Source organism: Nocardia sp. NBC_00881 (assembly GCF_045207455.1).
Lineage (GTDB): Bacteria > Actinomycetota > Actinomycetes > Mycobacteriales > Mycobacteriaceae > Nocardia.
Map to the genome: position 1 here is coordinate 7433983 of NZ_CP108798.1, position 23844 is coordinate 7457826.

Below are 23844 nucleotides of genomic sequence, written 5' to 3' on the forward strand. Positions count from 1 at the left end.
ACGTCCCTGGTTGCCCCGGGGCCGTCGGCGGAGCACCGTTCGCACCTGGTTGCCCCGGCGCACCCGCACCCGCACCCGGTCGCGGACGCTGCTGTGGCCGGTTCGACCACGGCGTCACCGGCCCGGATTGCTGATCGTCCGCTGTCCCGGGCTGGTTCGCGTCGACCTCGACCTCGGCGGGCCAGACCTCAGCGCTCGTCATGGCACACCTCTGGCATCCGGCGCCATCGGGAGGTAAAAGGCTGCCGGGCGGCGCATTCGAGCAGTAAGCGACGGAGGCTCATCCGCTACTTCCTCCTACAGTGGTCACCGGCGGCTGGAACAACCTGGCGGCCACGGCGATTCGTGCACGTCAGTCTACGTGTCAGAGACTAATCCTGACCGGTTCGACCAGGATGCCGGTTCCCATAGATGGGAATCGCTGACAATAAAAGCGAGTTCGGGAAGGAGCCTCGTGGATGGCGTCGGGAGGTCGAACTTCCCGGTCCTGAGCGGGGTACTCGATCGGAAGGCGGATCTGGCCGTGATAGACAAAGCCAACCCGGCCTGCGGCGTTGCCGTAGGGACGGTGCAGAGCGCTCGAGCAGGATTGCGCCACGTCATCCGACCGCCCCACACACCCATCCACGCCTCATCGAGCAGGTGATCGAATGTTCGGCATAGATTTAGATTTCGAGGACTTCGCTCAGACCGTTGTCCAAGGTGTAGCGGGTGGGGTGGGGTTCGCGTTCGGTGGTCCCGTCGGCGGCGCACTTCTGGGTGGTGCGGTGAGCGGCTTGTGGTCTGCCGCGGAGACTGGGTTCAACGGCGGTAGTTTCGGTGATGCGATGAGTGCCGGGCTCGAGTCCGCGTTGGTGGGCGGGGCGCTGGGTGCCATCCCAGGTGGTTTTGCGGGAGGTGGGGCCAGAGGGCTTCTGTCCGGCCTCAGGGAAGGTGGGGAGGCCCTGGTCACCAGGGGAATTGGTATGTCGTTCAAAGGGCAGTGGGCGAGGTCATCGATGACTCGTCTGGGACTCGGTTCCACCACCGCTGGCCTCGCTACCGGGTTGGGTAACCAAGTCTGGGACAGGAATAAGCCGCTCAGCTACGCCGACCAGCTGCCGACCAAGATCATCGAACCTCAACCTGAAGCTGTTTCGGCCTAGGCGCGCGTTCTATGGAAATGAACAAGATGCTGATGCCGGATATGCACCCACCCGGTGGTGGATATCCGCCAGCGTACAATTTTTCCCAAGCGACCGAAGACTTCTACTTGAAATTGCCGACGCGTTTTCACGATTACTGGAAGAGTTTCGGCAAGGGTAAAAAAACGAAACCGCCGAAGGCGCCGCTCGTTCCCCAGGTGCGTGGTGCTGACCAGGCCCATTTCGCCAACTACGCCGTCACTGTGCTATCGCTGGAGAATGCATTCACTGCCCTCTACGACTCGAGCATGGGCCTGGTGGAGAAGATTCGAGAAGCAGACGTAGAAGGTGAGAGCGGGAAGCAAGCGATCAATGGCGTCATCGATCTCGTGAATGCGGCAGCGCCGACTATCCCGCCGGCCGGGATGAGTGAGGACGAGCACATCCTCATCTATATTACGCAGGCGCTGGAGGCAGGCGAGCAGGCGATGAACGACGCGACGAAGGCGCAGGAGAAGATAAGTGGCGACATCGGTGGCGACACGACTGAGTTGGACAAGGTGAAGGAGGAGCTGGAGAAGCTCAAAAAGGAAAACGCAGACCTGCAGAAGAAATTGTTGGATCCGGCTGACATCCCTCAGCCGCCGTACACCCCCCCGTATGAGGCGGACCCAGCTAATGTAGGCCAGGACCTATTCCCTCCCGGCCTGGATGGTTTGGACGATGGCACCGGCCTCGGGGACCCATTATCGCCAGCCGACCTGGACAACTCCGGTGCGAATGGCCAAACACCCGGTTCGCTAGGCGATCTCGGGACGGATGCCACCACACCGACCACGCCTGCCGTGCAGCCCGCGAGCGCAGCGTCGCCGATGGGCTCCGGCATGGACATGATGAGCTCGATGCTGCCGATGATGATGCAGCAGGCGATGGCACGCAATATGGCCGACCAGGACCTGAACGACCGGCGCGCGGAGCTGGACCCGCGGCGCTTCGACGACCAGGTCGCTCCGGTGGTTCCGCCGGTCGCCACGCCGGCGGTGGCGCAGCCTGCCGCGGTGCAGCCTGCTGTTACGGCGCCCGCGGCACATCACGCGCAGCCGGCCAGCACGGGCCCCGCGGGGCCTGCCGGAGCTCCCGGTCGCACGCCGGGTGCGGACGGCAGCGTGGTCTACACGTTCCCCGATGGTCGCACCCAGAAGGTGTCCGCGATGGTCGCGCAAGCCCTGGATGCGGCGTTCGGTAACGCCAGCGGCACCGATGCGCAGAAGGCGTACGAGAAGACGCCCGCCAAGTGGTCGGATAAGAAGCAGATCGGTGACCGGGTCGATCCGTACCAGCTGATGACCGGCGATGTCGCCACGTGGGACAAGCGCAGCGCGATTCTGGTGGTATTCGGCTCGGACGAGGGCGGTACGCTGGAGGCAGTCGTCAACGGCCAACTGAAACCCTTCGTTCCGGAGATGGACGACAGCGCAGGAGAATTCGGTCAGTTCGCCGGATTCGCCCATCCGAAGGGCATCGAGTTGACCGCACCGAAGGATGGGGATGTGCCCCCGGCTACGCCGGGCACGCCCGATCAGTCCGCGAACGCGGCAGTGCCGATTATCGCGGCACCTGCCTGATCGTGTGGCAGATGAGGAGAGGAGGTCGCGATGGCGCTGAATGTCGATCCGCAGGAACTCGTCGCTGCGGCGTCGAAGCTCGCCGCGATGGCGCGCGAGACCGGTACGGCGCTGCCCGGCGGATGGGTCGTGCCCGCAGGGGCGGACCCGATCTCGGCCGGGGCAGTGCCGCAGCTCAACGCACAGGCGGCGTCGCTGTTCAACGGAATGATCGGCGTTCTCAACGAGGTTCAACGCACGGCACACAACATCGGCGCCGCGGCAGCCGAGTACACCGAGACCGATGAGCGCAATGGGCGCATAATCGGCGGTGGTGGCTCCGACGTGGTGAACAATCCGGTAGGGGAGTTCCAGGAGGTCGGCCAACGGCGGCCGCCGACGATGTCGTTTCCCGCGGGCGGAGGCGCCATCGATCCGTTGGCGTTCGCCCAGCAATTGCACACAGGTCCCGGTCCCGGTGCCGCAACGGGATTCGCGGATTCGATCCGGAAGTTCACCGGCAGCCAGCACCTGGCCGCCGCCGAGAGCGTCGACCTCGCGGCGCGGGCGATGCAGAATTGGGAGCCGGTCGGTGCCGCGGCCGCGACCGAACTCGGACAGCATCGCGGTTGGCTCGACCAGCTCGGCACCGGCTTAGGCATGCTGGCCGACGGAATAGATACCTACAGCAACGCATTCCGGACGGCGAAGGCGAAACACCCCACGCCGGAGGAGATCATCGCGGCACGCAAGGAACTCCTCGCCGCGATGCGCTCGAAGAACGAGGCCGGTATCCAGGCGGCGCTGGCGAAGTTCGAGGAGCAGAACGCGCGGTCGTTCGAGACGATCACCGGCTACTCCACCGAGGTCAACTCGAAGGTTCCGGCAGGTGACAGCGGCGGCGAGAGTGGTAGCGGTAGCGGTAGCGGTGACACCAGCGCCCTGAGCTCCATGCTGCCCGCGCTGATGAGCGCGATGGCCTCGGCCGGAATGCCGATGAGTCAACTCGGCCAGGACTCGGCCGAAGGCTACGACGACTACGGCCTCGACGAGTACGGCTACGACGGCCTCGGCGTCCCGAGCGGTCTCGGAGCGGGCAGCCCCAGCGGGATGCCGATAGGTAGCCCCGGCGCAGGTATCCCGGACGTCGAGGCCCAAAGCGTCCAGGTCGGCGCCATGCCGATGGTTGCCTCCTCGGGCGGAGCTTCATCTATGCCGCGCGCCCCTGTGCTCGAGCCGTTGGGGGCGCCCTCGGGCAACGCCGCAGCCGCCGCGCGCGGCGGTTCGCCGATGATGCCGTATATGCCGATGTCGCCGGGCATGGGTGGCGCGGGCGGCGGCAACAACGAACGTAACCGTGTCGTGGCATGGCATCCCGACCGACTGATGTACGTCGACAACACGCCGCACACCGAGCTGGTTATCGGCGAGCGGCCGACAATCGCCCCGACCGTGACGCCGCCGACGCCCACGCCGGCCAACCAGACCCCGACACAACCCGGAGGTAACGCATGAGTGAGCGCAGCGAGCGAACAATAGGTACAGCTGCCGTGGCAGTCATGACGGAGCCGAGCGTCAGCGAGGTGGAGTCATGAGTGAGCGCAGCGAGCGAACAACAGGTACAGCTGCCGTGGCAGTCATGACGGAGCCGAGCGTCAGCGAGGTGGAGTCATGAGTGCCATCCACCCGGACGTGCAGGCGGCCTTGGACGCCGCTCGCGACCTGCGGCACCGCATCGCCGACATGCGCGAAAAAATCGACAATATCCGCGCCAGGCGGCCCTCGCCGAGCGGCGCGGTCATCCCCGAAGTCGACGCCATGGGCAGGCTGACCGCCCTCTACCTGGCACCGGGCACCGCCGCGCGGCTCACGGGGCCTGAACTGGTCAGCGAGATCATGGCCGCTATTCGCGAGAGCACCGCGGACGCGGCGCGGCAGTACCAGAGCATCATGGACACCCCGGCCACATCCGACGAGCCCGAGTCGGCCGTCGCCGCGCCAGGGCAGGCCTGATGACTGAGCCGGCGCTGGAGGTCACCGTCGCCGACACGGTGCGGTGGCTGCACGACGAAGGGCTGGTGCGCTTGGCCGGAGTCGCGGGCAGCACCTCGGAGACTCTTGTCGCCTACACGATCGATGTGGGGACCGGAACCGTCTCCGCACATCCCGCGACCGGAGCCGGGGTCGGTGCGGATGTGGTGTCGCTGGCGGCCGATGACCTTCCCTATCCGGTCGGCACCGCCAAGCGCCTGGTTGTCGTCGGCGTCACGGCCGCGGATACGGTGCTCGTCATCGATCTGGCAGCGACCCTGGCCATCGCGATCAATGCCGACCGTCCAGAGCAGGCTGCCAGGTCTTGGGTAATGCAGCTGTTGCTGAATCCGGAGGTCACGATCACCACGAACAGCTCCGATGTCGCGATCGGCAGCAGTGCCCGGCTGCGCCAGAGTTTCATTCCCGGCGGGGGCGCCACCTTGGTCAACATCGACGACACGCGGCCACCGGTCACGGCGGTGACCCTGAACGCGACCACCGACGGTCCCGATCATCTCGATGTCGCCGCAGACGGCACGGGGGAGATGTACCTCGGCGCCCGATTCTGGCAGCTGCGCCAGGTCATGCGCATCGATGATTCCGCGTGGTCCGCGCTGGCGGCGCGACTGGAATCCTCGTCCGATGATGCGATCGACACGCCGGATACCGGCCTTGCGATCAATTCTTAACCCGCCGAACGATTTTCGGAGAGCAACCGATGACCGATATGCCACCGATCGACATGGACGACTTCGATCCGGACGACTTCGACACCGCACCGCCGGACTGGCGAAACATGACATACGAGGTGTTCAACCCCGACCACACCGCCGGTGTCGGCTGCGACCGGGACGGCGAGATCATCGGTCTGCATATCACCGACGATGCCCGCGACAACGGTGACACCTGGCTGGCTGCCGAGATCGTTCGGCTCGCCCGGCTGGCGCATATGAAATCACGCGTGGGTCTGCGAGCCGAGATGGAGTACAAGGGGACCCGTTCTTACACGATCGATTCGTTCGATCTGCCGACCGAGGCTTCGTATCGCGCCATGGAGGAGTCGGAGTTCGGCAGGCGCGACGCCTGAGTACCGACCATCGAACTCTGAGACAGGACACCGACATGACCGACAGACTGGATATCGACGAGCCCCATGAGGTGGTCGCCTCGCAGGCCAAGTGGTCGACCTCGCTCACTACGGTCGGCGGCCAAGCCGAAGGGGTCTCGAATCGCTTCGACCTGCCCCGGCGTCCGGAGTCGGAGATCGACCGCCGACTCGTGAAGCACACAGACTGGATGAAGACCACGTTCGAGCGTGCCGTGAAAGCCAACCGCCGCCGCGCGGCCGCGACCGACCAGCACACCAACCAGGTGTCCAGCACATACGAGCATGAGGACCGCGCCGGCGGCGCCCGAATACATCGCACCGAATTGCTCTGATTCGCCGATGGAACCAGAGCGCAACAGTCCGTACTGGGACGAGATCGTCGGCGACAACTGGCCGGTGATCTCCCCGGCGGACTGGGACGCTCTGGAACGCCTTGCGCGCGAAGGCGGCTCGGCCCTCGACCTCCTCGATGTCGAGAGCAAGCGGCGTGACTTCGACGACCGTGTGCGTTCCAGTGTCGGCCTGCAGCCGGTCAAGGACGACATGGTGCGCCAAGGCGGAAACCCGCAGGCGTTCGCTGATGCGCTGGAGGCTGCGGCGGATACCTTCCGGGACTTCTCCGATCTGGTCTACCGGACCCGAAACCAAATTCTGGACATTGTCGAAAACGCCACCTCGAAGATCCAGGCCACGTCACGGGAGGCCGCGGCAGAGGAGGACGAATCCGACGCCTTGGCCATCCGAGACCGGATTCCTGGCTACATTGCCGCGGCAAGGGAGGACGTCGAAGACGTCGTCCAGAACGCGCTGGGTTCGATCAGCCCGCTCGGCCTACCCAGCTTGGCCCGAATCGCCGACGCACTCGGTCAGCCCGGTCCTTGGGTACCGGGGCATCCCGGTGGACCGGATGACTACCCGCCGCATCGGCCCGCCACCGATCACCCCGGCTCCCCGCGTCACGGCGGGCCGCCGGCACAGCATGGTCCAGAGCAGGGCTTCCCGCTACCGCTGTTCCCGGACCTGACCGGCGACCATCCGCAGCTCGACTTGGTCGACCCTCTGGTGCCGGGTACTGACTTCGGGGAAACACCGAATGATTCTCCGGCGGAGGGCGAATCTCCCGTTTCACCGTCGCCGACTTCCACGCCCTCGACATTCGCGCCCGGCGGGAAGACTACCCCGGCGGGGTATTCGCCGACCGCCGCAGTCCCCGATGACGGATCGGGCTTGTCCGCCGCGGGCGGACCATCGCGCGCGCATGTGGCGGAGACCGAGCCTACTGGTGCGGGACGAAATGTCACGAGCGATGGCGCCGATTCTGCTACGTCGGTCGACCCCGTGGAGACCGCGACCCGTGATGATCACTCTCCGGTCGCATCCGCCGCGGACTCCTACCGCGATGCCGGGCTCGAATCGTTGACCATGAGGTCCGCGTCCACAGCCGATCCGACGGCGTCGGCGCTGCCGCCTCCTGTCCTCCCGGGACCGGCCGTACCGGCCGCTCATGCCGGACCGACTGTCTCTGCTCCGGCCGCACAGGCGGGTTCGGGACCGCCGCCTATCCAGGCCAAGCCGACGGCTCCACCGGTCGAAGCCCGGGGTCCTTCCGCGGTCCCGAAGGTCACCGCGGGCCCGGCTGCGCCGCCCTCGGGTGTCTCCACCGGCACTGTCAAGGTTCCACCACCGAATCGGACCGGTCAGCGTATGGGCGGACCGGACGATGCCGACGGAAGCGACGAGTTGATTCGCGGTGTGGTCGGCGCGGCCATGAACTCGGCGGCGGCCCCGTCGTTCGTCCTCGGCGAGCGCGTCAACGGCGACTTGGTACTGGCGCGCACATTGCTGGGCGGGGTGCTGGCCGCTGGCGGTGCGTCCGTGGTAGGACTCGGCTGGGCGGTCTCGGTGATGCGGCATCAGAGTGGTGTCAGTGCCTTCGTGACGTCGAACGAGGGCCGTGGCTGGTTCCCAGCCGGACTGTACCTACCGCGTGAGGTCTCAACACCGTGGGTCTGGGAGGTCTCCGACGGATTCGCGTGGGAAGGCGTGGCCGACCCGGCGCGGGTGCTCGCCGAATTCGGGCTGGCCTGGGGGCGTAAGTCCGGGGCTCGACTGTCGGCGGTGGTGTCGTCCGAGCGGATCGACGCGGATCTGCGTCGGCAGTTGGGAGAGCTGCCGATGGAGGGCGAGGTGGGCGCCTCGTCAGCGATGGACCTGAGTGCGCCGAGACCGGGCCTGGTGGATCGGCTCGGCTTGGTTGGAGCGCCCGCGCTGTTGGACCGCGCCGCGGGCACACCAGAGGCCGAGCTCGGTTCGCGATGCTGGGAATTGGCCTCGGACGCGCACGTTCGAGTACATAAGGCCGGCTTGGGCTCTCCGGAATCCCTGGGCGCACCCAGTGCACGCGAGCGAATTCTCGCCGCACTGCGCCAACGCCGCGAGGTGGCACCGGAGTCATGGGAGGAACTGCGTGACGCCGACGACCTGCTCGCCGCGTCGATGTTGTCGCGGCGCGCCGACGTGTCCCGAGTCGGCTTGGGCGAACTGCGATCCGACCACCCCGACGGCCGATCGACCTCGGACCTGAGTGCCTTGCGCGGGATGGTCTTCGAACGGCGGTGCGACGAACTCGTGCTGCTGCTGGCGAGTACACCGACGCGGCAGGGCTTGCGCGACGCGATGTACGCGCACGCGCAGATTATGGGACACCCGACATTCGTCGAACCCCCGGCTCCTGGGCCCGCCGCCGAGCAGGCTCGTCGTCCGACCATCACGGCCGGCCCGGGGCGCTGAATCGGGAGGCGCTCTACGGGCCGGTCGAATTCGGTCACCGCATGTCGCGGGAACCTACATCGGCTCGGCGGCCGATCCCTAGTGGGCGCCTTCGTTGGGTATCTCCGGTGGTACTGAGAGCCGACTACGTGCCGAACGGAGAATAGTTCAGGTGTGACTTGAAAATTATTGTGGCGCAATCGATTGCAGCGGCGATGCATCCGGTGACGCCCGTTGATCTCCCCAGATGTGGGAAGGATCGACAATGGTGGAGATCGGTGGTGGGAAGGATCTGATCTAGCATGCCGAATAACAGCAGCATGGATATCGACCCTGCGGTGCTACGCCAGCTGGCAAACCAACACGACCAGGTCGCTCGCGATACCCGTGAATGGGCGCAACCGCCGGCGGAATGGCTCGCGAACTTCCTGCCCACCTATGGCAAGATCGCTCACCCGGTCTACGAGGCGTTGGTGAAGTATTACGACGCTCGGCAGCGCGCCGGCGAGGCGCTGGCGAGCGAACACGATCGCACCGCCGACTCGTTACGCGCATCCGCGGACGCCTACGAACAGTCAGACGAGGACTTCGGTTCGGAGATCCGCCGCTCCGGTGAAAACGAGCCATTCCTGACGACTCCCGTCGGGACGTCCGCCGACCCGAGCGGTCCGAGCGAACCGTTCACGCCTCCCCCGGGGGGACCCCCGCCAGGTGGCGGTCCGACCTCGGTCAGCCCCGACTCCACCCAAGATCCTCTCGGCACCACACCAGGTGGCCCGAACGGGGCGACACCGTCGACTCCGGGTGTGTCCGGACCGGGCACGGTGTCGACGGATCAGGCGGGAACGGGCGGCACGCCGAATGTCACCGGTACCACGTCGAACGGGTCGAGCACTGGCGTAACGGCGCCATCGTCGACGGGGATGCCCCCCGCCGCGGCCGGGCCCGTCTACTCGTCCACGGACGACCGGGGATCGGGGCAGCCGCCAACTGGCGCGACCGGCCGGCCCGACCTGCCACCCATGCCGCTGCCGGTCTCGACTCCGTTCTCCGCGGCCGTCGCGTCGGCCAAGGACAAGGAAGCCGAGCCGTCATACGTCGTCAGCAGCCAGGTGAACGACGACTTGGTGCTGGCGAGAACCCTGCTCGGTAGTGTGCTCGCAGCCGTCGATTCCCCGGTAGGAATGGCCTGGTCGGTATCGGTGATGCGCGGTCCTGCGGGCGCGGGCGTGTTCATCAGCTCGAATGAAGGCCGCGGGTGGATGCCCGCCGGGCTGTTCTTGCCGCGTGAGGTTTCCACCCCCTGGATGTGGGATGAGCTGCTTGCCGACGCCGATGGCGGCGGATCTCCGTGGGAAGGGGTCTCCGACCCAGCTCGGGTGCTCGCTGAGTTCGGGCTGGCCTGGGGTGCGAAGGCCAACGCGCAGCTGTCGGCACTCGTGTCCTCGGGACCGATCGATCCCGGCCTGCGTTCGCGGTTCAGCGACGCGGCGATGGAAGGACTCGTCGGCCCGTCCTACGACGTCGATCTGCGCGAGTTCACACCCGACACGGCCGACCGGCTCGGCTTGACCGGCTCTATCGCGGGTCTGGAACATGTGTCCGGAGTGCCCGATGCACAGGTCCGCTCGCGCTGTGTGGAGCTCGCGGCCGACGCACACGCGCAGGTGGGCCGGTCCGGGCCGGTTCGCCCCGAGGCCGCCGCATCGCGGGAGGTGCGGGAACGGATCCTCGCGGCGGTGCAGGCCGGAAAGGCGGTGCCGCGCGCACTGTGGGACGAATTGCGCGACGCCGATGATCTGCTCGCGGCCGCGATGCTCGGGCAACGCGTAGACGTGGGCCGGGTCGAGATCGGGCAATTGCGGGTCGACACGGGCGTTTCGCCATTGCGCGCGATGGTCTTCGAGCGCCGTTGCAACGAGCTGGCGCTGTTGCTGGCGAACGAATCGAGCAGGCAGAGCTTGCGCGACGCGGTGTACGCGCACGAACAGATCACCGAGCATCCACAGTTCGTCTCGACTCCGGCCCCGGTCACGACCGCCGTGCAGCCCGAGCGTGTCGCCCGTCCTGCGGCCACGTCTGTCGCGGCACCGGAGGTTGCCGGAGGGCCGCCACAGGGCGCTGTGGTCGCGCCGTCGACGCCGCCCCCGGTCGCACCACCGGAGCGGTCATGAGAGCTTTCGCGAGAAAGCCATGAGCCTCTGTTCCATGAATTGCGTTCGGAAACGGTGATAAGAGCCTGAGGTTTCGACTGCCTGGAACATCGGTCAGTACGCGCTGAAAGGTCAATGCTTGTGCCGAGCACATCGGATCTGTCGAATCTATAAAGCGGTTCCTGTGTGACCGCAACGCAAGGATCGAGATTTTGGCGGGTGCGATGGCGGAGCACGGCATCGAGGCTCACGACAGGATCCCGAGTCGGGTGGCCAGGCCCGCTCGCGAAATAGATGAGGTCGCCGGATGGCTTCGCGCGCAGGAGGCTGGTCGGTGGTCACGCAGGCGGTCGACGACCACACCGTTCTACTCATGGTGACAAACAACGGGCCACCAGCCATCATCGACCTCAGATGTCAACCATCCACCGGACGGTGGGTACTGCGATTACTGCTATTTCAAGGGGCCTTTTCCACCCGCTCGGCGCCGACTCGAACGACCCGTGCCGACTGCCAGCGCCTGCGAAAGCGCACCGACGTTGACCACGCCGTCGACACCGACCGCTGGTTCCGCGCCCTGGGCGGGTCCGAAGTAGCGCCGTGCGATCGCTCCATGCTTATGACATGACCTGGAGTCGACTCCGTCTGGGCGGCATGTTTGGCGCCGGTATCCGCGAGCGCCGACTACGCCGTGGTCGCAGGGCTCGATTCTGGAGCCGGTTCGGCATCGTCCGACGGGACAGTTGACGCAGGCTGTCCCTCGGCGGGTGGCTGCCGCCGCCGACTGGCATTGCGTACGGCGGTAGTGGGCGCCGCGGCGGTGCTCGCGTCTCCTGCGGGTGCGGTTTGCCCGGGCGGTGGAGGTGTGCCACCGTTCAGGTTCTGTTCGCTTGGAGCGCCAGCGGGCACCGCAGTGGTGTTCGGGTCTCCTGGGGGTGGAGTTTGGCCGGGCGGTGGAGGTGTGCCACCGTTCTGGTTCTCCTCGGCCTTCTTTTGTTTGTCTTCTTCGGCTTTTTGGAGCATCTCCGGTATCTGCTGCGCCAGTGGCATCGCCATCATCGGGAGCATCCCGACCATCGGAAGGAGTGATGACAGAATGCTTCCGATGTCGCCGCCGCCGCCACCGCCCTGGGCGGGTGTGCCGCCGCCCTTACTGCCGCCACCCCCGCCGGTGTTCTTGCCGTCGCCTCCGTTCGCCAGGTTCTCGTTGAGTTCCGCGACTGCGGCGACTTTGTCGTAAACCCGCTGCACGGCGTCTGCGACGGCCTTCAGTAAGGGGGGCTCCTGTTTTTCGGGCTTTTTGATGATGCCCGCAGACTTCAGCGTACCCTTCAGTCTTTCCGCGATGTCCAGGATGGATTTCAAGCTCTGAGCCTGCTCCGCGGCCACCGTGGCAGAGGTTTTGACGACCTGATTGTCGAACTTCAGCAGTTCCATCTGCTTGGCTTCGACCTTGTCGACTGTCTTCTGATATTCCTTGCTCGCTTCTCCCTCGCCGAGGGTTTTGTACACGCCGGGCTCCAAGAGATCGCCGACGTCCGGTGGCAGTTTCGGCATCCCACGGCCGAGTAGATCGACGGCGGTCTGAATAGCGGTTTCGCCCATTGCGACGAAGGCGCGCAGTCCAGCCGAAGCGCCCGGTGGCGGATCCAGCTCCACCGTGGCGACGTGCTTCGCGTCGGCGGCGACATCCGCCAGGGGAGTGGACGCCAGCGTCGCCGCTTTGGGATCCGCCGCCTGTGTTGGTGCCATGCCGCTGCCACCGCCTCTCAGAAGTCTTCCCCATTGTCCCGGCTTCCCGAGCTTGGGAAGTACTGCAGAGTTCAACCACGCCACCCACGCCTGGGAATACGAAGGAATCGGTCCAGGCGACACAATGACTAGCAGAATGTGAGAGGCGGTCGGTGATGAGCGATAGCGAGTCGGTCGAATGGCACCGGCACTGACAGACGACCTGGACGGGGTACTTCGATCGCTGCTTGCAGTGTATGGCGACGGACAGCCCGACGCCGGCCAGGCGGCGAAGGCTTACCAATCCCTCGCCGCTGACTTGCGCGCGCACACGGGGGCGGTCGCGTTGGGATATTCCGATGCGCAGGGAATGCAACAGTCAGTGGCGGAGTCGCACGCGGGCAAGGACGGCATTGTGCGCAAAGCCGTGGGCGAATCGGGCGACGGAACGGTCAACGGCCGTGGCCGGTTGACCAATCAGATCGCGGATTTCCAGTCGCGCTTACAGGCGATCGCCTCGGTCGCGGATACGCGTTTCAGTGGTCCCGCAATGCTCGCCGCGGCGCAGACCACCATCAGCAATGCCACCAAGCAGGTCGACGCCGACGTCGCCGCCGCGCGACAGCAGGCGGCGCAGATCATGCCACCGGCGACACCGCCGACGCGGCAGGCCAGGCGCGGGACCCCACCGCGGAGGCGGCGCTCGCGGACCAGGACACGGACGGGATCCGCATCCCGGCTGCGACGTCGCAGCATGGTGCCTTCCGACGGGACCGCGGGCAGCAATGCAGTCCGCGCCGCCAGCGGCTGGCTCGGCACGCCGTATGTGTGGGGCGGGGGCGGCGCGGGCGGCCCCAGCGGCGGCGGATTCGACTGCTCGGGCTTGACCCAGTACGCCGTCGCCCAAGCCAGCAACGGTGAGGTGGTGTTGCCGCGCACCACCTACGAGCAGATCTACAGCGGGGCACGGGTGCATCCTGAGGACGTGCGTGCCGGCGACCTCGTGTTCCCCGCCGGGTCGTTCAGTGCCAGGGGGCCCGAGCATGTCCAGCTGGCCGCAGGCAACGGGATGGTCATCGAGGCGCCCTACACGGGTTCGACCGTCAAGTGGTCGCGCATGCCCAGTGAAGCCGTTGTCGTGCGGGTGTTGTGAGTCGATAACCGGGCAGGAGGTCATCGCGTGGCCATAGACCTACCCTGCGAGATCGCATTTTCCTCAACATGCGCGGTATCCCGTACCCGGACATCGACATTCGGGAATCGTGCTGGGCATGGTGGCGGGCGGATCGGGCAGGAAGCCCAAGAAAGGGCGAAATTCTGTACTGACCGTGCCGCACCGCAGGGGGCCATTCCCAAAAATGGGAAATCCGAGGCAAATGGGGAAGTGGCATGAGTGGTACACGTGGAGACGCACTGCTGCATGCGTGGGCTCGGCCCGCCACTGTCGCTGTACCTCGCAACGGCCGGTGGCCTGCCGGTGCCACCGGCCGTTGCTTTGGGTTCAGATCGTCAGGATGAGGGACTGACGATCTGTGTTCAGACAGTACCCTCTTCTGTCGGAACGTTCAATAGTGTGCACCTAAATAGCGGCAAGAAATTTTCGAAGGGTGGCGACCGCTGTGCGGCGGCTGGAGGCCGGATCGCGGCTCGCCAGCCGCCGCGAGTTGTCACCAGGCGGATGTTTGCCGACCCGAGAAACCATACCGCTATCTGACGGCTCGTTCAAAATGGGTATATGTAGGGTTTAGAGTGCGGCCGAACCAGTTGTCCGGCCCGGCGCTGTGGCGCCCGGTGGCGATGACGAACAGTGTACTTCGCATTTCTTCCCAACTGTGGGAAGCGGTCGTGTCCGGAGCGTGACGGCGGGAATCTATCGTTGATCAGGCTAGTTCGGCGGAAGGGAAGTCCGAGTGTCAGCGGCCGAGGACGCGTTTTATACGGGTGTTCAGAATCTTGGGTTGGTCGCGGGCGGTGTCCGCAACGAACAGCACGCGGCAGCGGCGTTCCGGGCCGCCACCGACCTCGATCCAGACATGTGCGATGCCTGGCTGGGGCGCGCAATGGCGGGCGAGGTCACCTCGGAGGTGATCTACGGTGCCTACCGTTCGGTGCACAACCTTTATCGTGATCAGCAGCGTGCCGGCCTTGTCGACCGGGCGCTGTGGTGCCAGGTCGAGATCGGGATGTACGGGCTGCGTGTCGCGATGGCCGATCGCGACCAGATCGCGATAGCGCAGGCCTGCGCGTATGCCGAGGGTGGTGAATGGCAGGAAGCCGCGGCCATTCTCGACGAGGTCCCGAGCGACGACGTCGCGGATTTCGTGCGCATGTCGCTGTACTTCCGGACGAGGCGGTGGCCCGATGTCGTCGCGGCTCGCGCCGCGCGGCCGGTGCTCGAAGACGGCCTGCTCGACATCGCGGCCGAGCTGATGACCGCCCAGTCGCTGGCCCACCTCGGCCGATTCGGCGAGGCCATGCCACGTGCCCAGCGGATCGTCGAGGACAGCTCTTCGGGGAACCTGTCCTACATCTGGGCCGACGCGCACTTTCTGCTCGGCATGCTGATGCGGCACAACGGAGATCACGACGCCGCCGACAAAATCCTGAAGGGCCTGCAGGGTTCCGGGCTGTGGCCCGAACGCGAGGAATGGCAGCGCGCGGTGCGCGACAAGGCGTACCGATTCGAGGTCACTACCGCCGCGCTCATCGGGTCCAGGACGAACAAGTGGGATCCGAAAACCGGTGACGATCCGGCCGAGGCGGCTGCCAGTGCGGCGCGGGAGGAACGGGAGTCGCTGCTTGCGGAGGCCTCGGAACTGCTGCAGGCGCAGATCGGCATGGACTCGGTCAAAGAGCAGGTCGACCGGCTCAAATCCGGTGTCCTGATGGACCAGGTGCGTGCCAAGCGAGGGTTGGCCGTCGATTCGCGGTCACAGCACCTGATCTTCTCCGGCCCTCCTGGCACCGGCAAGACGACCATCGCCCGCGTGATCGCCAAGATCTTCGCCGGCCTGGGGGTCGTCGAGAACGCCGACGTGATCGAGGTGTCGCGCAACGACATGGTCGGCACCCATCTCGGCCACACCGCGCCGAAGACCAATGCGCTGATCGACTCCGCACTGGGCGGCGTGCTGTTCATCGATGAGGCGTACACCCTCATTCAGGAAGGCCTCTCCGGCGGTGACGCTTTCGGAAAGGAAGCGGTCGACACCTTACTGGCCAGGATGGAGAACGACCGGGACAAGCTGGTCGTGATCATCGCCGGGTACGAGGATCAGATCGACCGATTCCTCGCATCCAACGACGGTCTCGCCTCGCGATTCACCAAGCGGATTCGGTTCGCCAGCTATGACGCGGGTGAACTGGTGCAGATCGCCGATCACATCGCGGGTAAGAAGGATTCGATCCTGTCCGAGCAGGCGCGGGAGGTACTGCGCATCCGCTGCGAAGAGCTGGCCGGGCAGAGCAAGAACGGTCGGCGGCTGATCGACCTGGCAGGTAACGGTCGCTTCGTGCGCAACGTCGTCGAGGCCGCCGAAGCCGAGCGCGACTATCGCTTTACCAGGGATAACGCCGACATCGCTGCGATGACCGACGAGGAGCTGATGACGATCGACGCCTTCGACGTCTCGGCGGCACTGGAGGGCCTTGCGCCCAAGGCGCGAGCATGACGCGGCCGGCGGACCCATTCGGATCAACTGTGCAGCGCGCCGTGCTTTGACCAGCGCTGGATCTCGCCCGCGCCGGATCTCTCCCACAACAGCGTCGCCGTTGGAGCTGATGCGGTAGTCGTCCTAGTAGCGATCGCTGTCCGCCATGACGCAGCAGAGCTCCGGGTTCGGCTGTCCCGCGCACCTACCGGGAATTCCCAAGATTGGGAAGTGCTTCCGTATTCGCGCTTTGACCGGTGGATATGGTGTGACAACAGGTCGGCGGAAGGAACTGAAACCGGTGGCGCGCTTCCGGGTCGTGACCAAACACCAGATCTCTGGTTGGCGCTTTCTGCTGCGTCGGATCGAACACGCGCTGGTCCGTCGGGATGCCTCGATGATCGACGATCCACAGCGCGGCCGGTCCACGGCGCTGTCCATCGGTATCGCTATGGCCTGTGTGATCATCGCCGGCGCGGCGGTGTTGGCGTTCTTCAAACCCGCCAAGAAGGTGGGAGATTCGAAGATCGTGGCGGAGAAGGACACCGGTGCGCTGTTCGTACGTCTCAACAATCGACTGTTCCCGGCGCTGAATCTGACATCGGCGCGCCTCATCGTCGGTTCCCCGGACAAACCGGTGCAGGTCTCCGGGGATGAGTTGTCGAAGTATCCGCGTGGGCCGTGGGTCGGCATTCCCGGCGCGCCCGGCAGCATTGTCGACAGCAATGAGAAAGACTCGTCGTGGACGGTGTGTGACACCGCGAAGATCGGCGCGGCAGCACCGGTGAACCCGGCTACTGGTTTGCCGACGATCAGTCGTTCGGCCGTGCGCACCACCGCGATCGGCGGCCCGCTCACTATCGACGGCGACGCCACTCGCCAATTGGCCGACGGCGAGGCGCGATTGTTGCGTGACGACACCACGACGTGGTTGGTCTATGGCGACAGCGAGAAAGGTGTGGTTCGTGCGGCGATCGACATGTCGAACACCGCGGTCGCGTTGGCATTGGGCATCGATTCCACCGCTCCGGTAACCGCCGCCTCCAAAGGGCTGATCAATGCGATTCCGGAGGCGCCGCCATTGCGGGTGCCTGATGTTCCCGGATCCGGGAACGTGGTCACCCTGAACTCCGGGTTCACCACACCGATCGGGTCGGTGCTCACCGTGTCCGCTCCGGATCAGGGGGCCGCGTACTACCTCGTCTCGGAGACCGGGGTCGTCCGGGTGAGTCCGGTGCTGGCGGCGATGATCCGCAACGCCGATTCACAAGGCGCGGTATCCACCAGAGCTGTCGGCCCAGATGTGATCGCGTCCAATCTACGGCCGGGTTCGTGGCCAGGCACCGCGACCTATCCCACCAGGCCGATCCGGCTGGTCGACCCCGAACGTTCCGGAGTGACCTGCTACCACTGGTCGCGCGGCGGAAACGACCCGAACGCCGCGACCGAGCTCCTGGTCGGTAGGCAGTTGCCGCTGACGCAAGAGGAGCAGGGCCTTGCTGTCGACCTGGTGACCGCATCCGCGTCGCGCGGCACCACCGCCGACGCCGTCTTCATGCCGCGAGACACCGGCCGCTTCGTACAGGTGACCGGCGCTGAACCGGGATCGCCGCTGCGGGAATCGCTGTACTGGGTCTCCGACAGCGGCGTGCGCTACGGAATCGTCGTAGGTGAGACCGGTGCCAACGACCCGACGCTGACCTCACTCGCGCTGCGGGCGCCGGTTCCGGCGCCATGGAGCGTAATCTCGCTGTTCGCGGTCGGCCCCGTCTTGTCCGCGAAGGACGCCCGCATTCAGCATGACGGCATCCCGACCAACAAGATCGTCGCTGGACTGGGAGGTGGGTCATGACGACCACGCGCCGATTCGTGCGACCCGCCCGGACGGTGCGCGGCCCCAAAGCCCCCGCCGTGACAGAACTGCGACTGCAGCCGCCGACCGAGCTGCCCAAGCCGGTCCCGCCATCGCGGTTGCGGATGATCATGCCGGTGATCATGGTGGCAGCCATGGCCGGGATGATGGTCATGATGTTCCGCGGCGGCGGGCCCCCGAATCCGATGATGATGATGTTCCCGATCATGATGCTGGTTTCGATGGGCGGCATGATGGGCGGCGCGCTCGGCGGGAACAGCGGCGGAGCGGCGAGCCTCAACGAAGAGCGCAAAGACTACCTGCGCAGTATCACAGACAGTCGCAAGACGGTGCACGGGGCGGAAGCCGAACTGTACGCCTTCCTGCGCTACACGCATCCTGGCCCAGACGAGATCGCCCGGCTGATCGGCGGCAAGCGGATGTGGGAGGTGCAGGTCGCCAGTCCGCAATTCCTGCGCGTGCGGGTCGGCCGGGGGCGCATCGCCAACCAGGTTCGCGTAATTGTGCCGGAGGCCGCGCCGACTTCCGATCTGGATCCGGTCGGTGTTGTCGAGCTGACCCGGTTCGCAAAGGCGTACTCCACGGTGGGAGGCATGCCCGTCGCCATCAATCTGCTGTCCGCGCCGCAGGTCGGCATCGAAGGCGCTGCGGAGTTGGTGTCGGGCTTGGTGCGCGCGATGATCTCCGAAGTGGTTGTGCTGCACGGACCGGACCAGGTCGCGGTCGCCGCGGTGCTGTCCAATCCCGATGCGCCGGAGTGGTCTTGGCTGAAATGGCTGCCACACACCCAGCATCCGAGCGACACCGACGCGATCGGCTCGAGCAGGATGGTGTACCGGACCGTCGCAGAGCTGCGGACGAAGGTGCTTGCGGGCCTCAATCGGGGTCCGTTCTCGGCGAATTCACAGCCGACGCTGGATCGCAAACATTATTTGCTCATCGTCGACGTCGGGGGACCGGCGAGCGAACGTGACATCTCTGGCATCGACGGCTGCACCTGGGTACGGCTCGGCACCGCGGAGCAGAATCTTCCGCGGGCGCTGCGGTTCAGCGTGAGCGACGATCGGTCGCTGAACGAGGTGACCTCGCGCGGACTGCGCCGGGTCGGTGTCGCCGACTCGCTCTCGGTATCGGCGATGACGGCGATGGCACGCAGCATCTCGCCCTACCGACTGTCCACGGTTGTCGAGGCCGTCGCTGCCGAGCAGGCCAGCGGCGGCACCTCGTGGGAGGAGATGGTGAGCCTGCCCGATCCGGGCGCCGTTCGGATCGATCAGCAGTGGCCGCGACGGCGGGACGCGGACCGGGCGCGGTTGAGCATTCCGTTCGGCCACGACCCGGCGGGCGGGACGGTCTATCTCGACATCAAGGAATCCGCCGAAGAGGGTATGGGCCCGCATGGCATGTGCATCGGTGCGACCGGCTCCGGCAAGTCGGAATTCCTTCGCACCCTCGTGCTTTCGGCCGTTGCGACACACTCACCGGATACCCTCAACCTGCTGCTGGTCGACTTCAAGGGTGGCGCGACCTTTCTCGGTTTCGACCGTCTTTCCCACGTGACGGCCGTCGTGACCAACATGGAGGAGGAAGCCGATCTCGTCACCCGTATGGAGGACGTGATCAACGGCGAAATGGCCCGCAGGCAACGCATTCTGCGCGACGCGGGCAACTTCGCCAACGTGGCGGACTACGAGCGAGCCCGCGAGCAGGGTGCCGATCATCCGCCGCTGCCCACGCTGCTGATCATCCTGGACGAATTCGCCGAACTTCTTGAGCAGCACCCGTCCTTCGCCAAGCTGTTCGTCGCCATCGGCCGCCTCGGCCGGTCGCTGCGCATTCACCTGCTGCTGTCCTCGCAGAAGGTGCCCGCCAACCGGATGGGTGAGCTCGAGGCCCACCTGTCGTATCGAATCGCTTTGCGCACCAACCAGACCGCCGACTCTCGCGACGCAATCGGCACGGCGGATGCCTATCACCTGCCGAAGAAGCCGGGCTCCGGATACTTGCGCGTCGGATCCGGTGATCTGCAACGGTTCCAAGCCGCATATGTCGGCGCGCCCTATACCGCGCCGGTGCAGAACTCCGCCGCCACCGCGCAGCGCGTGCGGCGGCCAGGCGGCGGGTATCGACCCCCGCAGCGGTTCATCGCAGGGCACATCATCGACGCGCGGCCCGTTCCGATCGCCGAGGCAGAGTCGCTCGCGCCGGAGCCGACCGTCGAGGGCGAGCCGGTGACCGTAATGGAAATCGTGCTGCAGCAATTCGCCGGTCACGGCAGGCCGGCGCACAAGATGTGGCTGCCGCCGCTGGGTGCGCCGCCCACCCTCGACAAGCTTGTCGGGGCGGTTCAACAAAGCGGGCTGCGACTTCCGCTGGCGATCGTGGACAGGCCTCGCCAGCAGCGACAGGACGTGTGGACCATCGATGTTTCCGGCTCGGGCGGGCACGTGGCTGTGGTGGGCGGTCCGCAATCGGGTAAATCGACGGCGCTGCAGACACTCGTCATGTCGGCCGCGCTGACGCACACGCCGGAACAGGTGCAGTTCTACTGCCTGGACTTTTCCGGCGGCTTGTCCGGGCTGCGCAATCTTCCGCACGTCGGCTCGGTCGCATCGGCACGTGAAGTCGACCGTATCCGACGCACCTTCGCGCTCATCACGAATCTCCTCGCGAGCAGGCAGGCGCTGTTCACCGAACTCGGCATCGACACCATGCGGGAATTCCGGCGGCGGCGGATGTCGCCGCAGGAGTCGGCGGCGATCAGCGCGCGTGGGGACGAACATGGCGACGTGTTCCTCGTCGTCGACGGCTGGGATGTCGGCTTCGCCGTGACTGGCCCGTACTACGACGAGTACATGCCGGTGATGGAATCGCTTGCCCTGCAGGGACTCAACTATGGGATCCACCTCGTGGTCAGCAGCTCCCGCTGGGCCGCGATTCGCCCGGCGATCAAGGATCTGTTGCAGACCAGGCTGGAGATGAGGCTCGGTGACCTCACCGACACTGTTTTCGGGGCGCATCGAAACGTGGTTGCCGCGATACCGCCCGACCGCCCAGGGCGCTGCATCTCGAACGAGGCGTTGCACATGCTGACGGCGTTGCCACGCGTAGACGGAATCAGCGACGCTGATTCGGCGGGCGTCGGCCTCGCGGCGGCGATCGAGCGTCTGACCCAGTCGCTGTCGGGACGGAGAGCGCCGGAAGTCAAGCTGCTGCCCGCGCAGGTCACCCTCGAGCAGATCGTCTCGGGCCGTCCCGAACCGGCGAGTCTGGCCGACCGTCTGGTGGTCCCGTTCGGCGTTCGCGAGTCCGATCTGCGGCCTGCCGCAATCGATTTCGGTGTCTCGACCCACCTCATCGTGGTCGGGTCCTCCGGCTGTGGAAAGTCGACGGTCCTTGCGGCACTGCTGAAATCGATCAGAATGCAGTTCACGATGGACCAGGCCCGTGTGCTGCTGGTCGACTACCGGCGCCAACATATGGATGCGATACCGGATGACCAGCTGATCGGCTACCTCACCAGCGAACGCGATCTGGCCGAAGGTCTGCCACCGTTCGTCGCGAAGATGCAAAGTCGTCGTCCACCGGACGGTGTGACGTCGCAGCAGCTCAAGGATCGTTCGTGGTGGAGCGGACCGGAGATCTTCGTAGTGATCGACGATTACCACATGGTCGCGCAGCGCGGAATGATGAACCCGCTCGAGCCGTTGAAAGACGTCATCGTCGACGGTCGTGACACCGGCTTGCACATCGTCGTCGCACGCAACATCGCGCAGGCTGACACGGCGATGTACGACAACGTGCTCGGACAGATGAAGAACCTGAATTCGTCCGGTCTGATCATGGATGGCTCGAGAATGGACGGAATGCTCATCGGCGACGTGAAACCCACCAAGCAGCCGGTGGGGCGTGGGATCTTTGTCGAACCAATGCACTCACGCCGCGATCTCGTTCAATCAGCTTGGACGCCAACAGATTCCTGAGCCGGTGGCGGCGCACCGACTGAGGTGATTGCGAACCATGACCAAGTCTATCCCCAAGACTGGGAATGACTTAGTGTTCTGACTGTACCGCTCGATACGCGGCACCACCTCGTTAGGAGTTTTCCCATGGCTCTCAACATTTCTCCGGAGCATCTTCCGATCATCTGCGCTGAGCTGCTCGCCACTGAGGTCACCCTCACTTCCGTGATCGCCGATTGGGCGGTACACGCGGTACCGCTTCCCCCGGCAATCGACGACACCAGCTTTGCGAACGTTGCCACGGTCGCAAAGCATTCGGTCGAGTGTGGGCGTGAGACGGTGCCGGGGCTGGAGAAACTCTCCCACGGCGCCGAGACACTCATACCGGTCAGTGCGAGCTACGAAGGTATGGACACCGCGGGCGGGACGACTGTCGGCTGCCAGACCTCGAACTTCGCGAGATAGCGCCGATCAGGAGTCCGCTGCCATGCCGCTGCGCTTCGATTACCTTGCGTTACCCCCGGAGGTGAATTCCTTCCGGCTGACGACCGGGCCAGGGGCTGGCCCCATGCTGGATACCGCAGCCGCCTACGAGCGACTGGCCGCGGGATTGCTCGCCGCAGCGGGTGGATCCGACGGCGCGATGAATTCGATGGCGGCGACGTGGCAGGGGCCGTCGGCTGATCTCGCGCAGGCGGCCTTCCGCAAGCATGCCGGCTGGCTGCGGGAGCAGGCAGGTGTCGCCGCCCAGACCGCGACATTGACTACTGCCGCGGCCGGGGCGTTCGCCACCGCGTATGCGGCAATGCCGAAGTTGCCAGAAATAATCGCCAACCGCCTCGCAGTCGCAGGCCTGACTGTTGTCAGTAACACCCCCATGGGCGCTCCGGCCAAGTTGATGATCGCGGCCCTCGAACTGGACTATCTTCGCATGCGTATCCAGGCCGGGGTGACGATGATCATGTACGCCGAGGTGACAACGAATTTGTTGTCGGCCTTGCCCCCGCCGGTCGCCCCGCCGCCCATCACCTCCGATGGTGGCGCTGCGGATTCCCCGGTGGCCAAGAACTACGACCACCTGATACCCAAGGATAACGTCACCCAGGTCGGTGACCGTTCGCTCACCGACACCAATACCAAGCCGACCGACACCGGGACCGGTGACAAGCCCGGTGAGACCGGCACCGATACGGGAAAGACCACGCCAGACCCGACGGATCCGACCTCGAATCCCACACAGCCTGCCGAGCAGGCGGTTTCAGATATGGACCGTACGATTTCGTCCCTATCCGATACCATGACGAATCCGTCGGCGGATGGTTCCAGTCCCCTGGAGCATGGCTTCTATGGGACGACGCCATACTCGACCACTCTGTCAGGCCTGAACGGCGGGGTCGGCAGCATGGTGGCGCTCGGAATGTTGCGAGGCGGGCTCGGCTCCATGCCGGGCGCCTCGACGGGATTCCGGATGCCGTCGAACTGGTCGCTCGGCCGGGGTACGGCATTCGGCGCGCCAGCGAATACGACCACTGCCGGACCGGCGTCACGCAACACTCCGCCGCGTGGTGCGAGCGCACCCAAGGCGCAGATGCGGCGACGCCGCGACGAGGACCGCGACAAGTCGAAGGTGTTCGTGCCCGGCGAACCTCAGGACGTACCCGTTCTGGAACAGCCTCCGGTCATCGGCGTTATCGAGTATGCCGACGACGAACGCCCGGAGGAGACGGCGGATGAACAGCTGGTGTTGGCCGGCGTTCTCCAAAGTTCTGACGACGATCCGGCGCCGATTGTCGAAAACGTCCCCGGTGATGCGCACCGAGGCCGAGTGTAATTCAT

Annotated in this window: 16 protein-coding genes; 15 read left to right on the top strand and 1 reads right to left on the bottom strand. The window is 65.7% G+C overall.

The window, feature by feature from the left end; genetic code table 11:
• The first annotated feature begins 650 nt into the window (after positions 1-650).
• From OH799_RS31540 to OH799_RS31580, 9 genes are all read left to right on the top strand, one after another.
• Positions 651-1145: a hypothetical protein gene (locus OH799_RS31540; RefSeq protein WP_406271753.1), complete on the top strand. Its 495-nt coding sequence runs from the start codon at positions 651-653 to the stop codon at positions 1143-1145.
• Positions 1146-1156: 11 nt separating this feature from the next.
• Positions 1157-2749, top strand: a complete 1593-nt coding sequence (locus OH799_RS31545) for a hypothetical protein (RefSeq protein WP_406271756.1) — start codon at positions 1157-1159, stop codon at positions 2747-2749.
• A gap of 30 nt (positions 2750-2779) precedes the next feature.
• Positions 2780-4243: a PPE domain-containing protein gene (locus OH799_RS31550; protein WP_406271759.1), complete on the top strand. Its 1464-nt coding sequence runs from the start codon at positions 2780-2782 to the stop codon at positions 4241-4243.
• A gap of 156 nt (positions 4244-4399) precedes the next feature.
• Entirely contained in the window at positions 4400-4741 is a 342-nt protein-coding gene (locus tag OH799_RS31555) for a hypothetical protein (protein ID WP_406271762.1), read from the top strand.
• Positions 4741-5451 (top strand): hypothetical protein, encoded by a 711-nt coding sequence (locus OH799_RS31560; protein WP_406271765.1) that lies wholly within the window; start codon positions 4741-4743, stop codon positions 5449-5451. Before OH799_RS31555 ends, OH799_RS31560 begins: the two co-directional genes overlap by 1 nt.
• 29 nt (positions 5452-5480) lie before the next feature.
• The gene (locus tag OH799_RS31565) at positions 5481-5849 is read left to right on the top strand and encodes a hypothetical protein (protein ID WP_406271768.1); all 369 of its coding nucleotides are present in this window, start codon (positions 5481-5483) and stop codon (positions 5847-5849) included.
• Positions 5850-5884: 35 nt separating this feature from the next.
• Entirely contained in the window at positions 5885-6202 is a 318-nt protein-coding gene (locus OH799_RS31570; RefSeq protein ID WP_406271771.1) for a hypothetical protein, read from the top strand.
• A gap of 7 nt (positions 6203-6209) precedes the next feature.
• The gene (locus OH799_RS31575) at positions 6210-8660 is read left to right on the top strand and encodes a hypothetical protein (protein WP_406271774.1); all 2451 of its coding nucleotides are present in this window, start codon (positions 6210-6212) and stop codon (positions 8658-8660) included.
• Between the two features lie 281 nt (positions 8661-8941).
• A complete protein-coding gene (locus tag OH799_RS31580; RefSeq protein ID WP_406271777.1) occupies positions 8942-10813 on the top strand; it encodes a type VII secretion target in 1872 nt (623 codons plus the stop codon).
• Between the two features lie 663 nt (positions 10814-11476).
• Here OH799_RS31580 and OH799_RS31585 read toward each other — a convergent pair.
• A complete protein-coding gene (locus OH799_RS31585; RefSeq protein ID WP_406271779.1) occupies positions 11477-12544 on the bottom strand; it encodes a hypothetical protein in 1068 nt (355 codons plus the stop codon).
• A 178-nt stretch (positions 12545-12722) separates the two neighbouring features.
• Between OH799_RS31585 and OH799_RS31590 the strand changes: the two genes are divergently transcribed.
• The 6 genes from OH799_RS31590 (at position 12723) to OH799_RS31615 (ending at position 23839) form a co-directional block, all read left to right on the top strand.
• Positions 12723-13676 (top strand): C40 family peptidase, encoded by a 954-nt coding sequence (locus OH799_RS31590; protein WP_406271782.1) that lies wholly within the window; start codon positions 12723-12725, stop codon positions 13674-13676.
• A gap of 757 nt (positions 13677-14433) precedes the next feature.
• Entirely contained in the window at positions 14434-16194 is a 1761-nt protein-coding gene (eccA, locus tag OH799_RS31595; RefSeq protein ID WP_406271785.1) for a type VII secretion AAA-ATPase EccA, read from the top strand.
• A 247-nt stretch (positions 16195-16441) separates the two neighbouring features.
• On the top strand, positions 16442-18025 hold the full coding sequence (eccB, locus tag OH799_RS31600) for a type VII secretion protein EccB (protein WP_406271788.1): 1584 nt from the start codon (positions 16442-16444) through the stop codon (positions 18023-18025).
• Positions 18022-22029, top strand: coding sequence for a type VII secretion protein EccCa (gene eccCa, locus OH799_RS31605; protein ID WP_406271791.1), 4008 nt, complete (start codon positions 18022-18024; stop codon positions 22027-22029). Before eccB ends, eccCa begins: the two co-directional genes overlap by 4 nt.
• 126 nt (positions 22030-22155) lie before the next feature.
• Complete coding sequence (locus OH799_RS31610; protein ID WP_406271794.1) at positions 22156-22473, top strand: hypothetical protein; 318 nt, start codon at positions 22156-22158, stop codon at positions 22471-22473.
• A gap of 22 nt (positions 22474-22495) precedes the next feature.
• Positions 22496-23839 carry a PPE family protein gene (locus tag OH799_RS31615; protein WP_406271796.1) on the top strand — a complete coding sequence of 448 codons (1344 nt, stop codon included), beginning with the start codon at positions 22496-22498 and terminating at the stop codon, positions 23837-23839.
• The last annotated feature ends 5 nt before the right edge of the window (positions 23840-23844 follow it).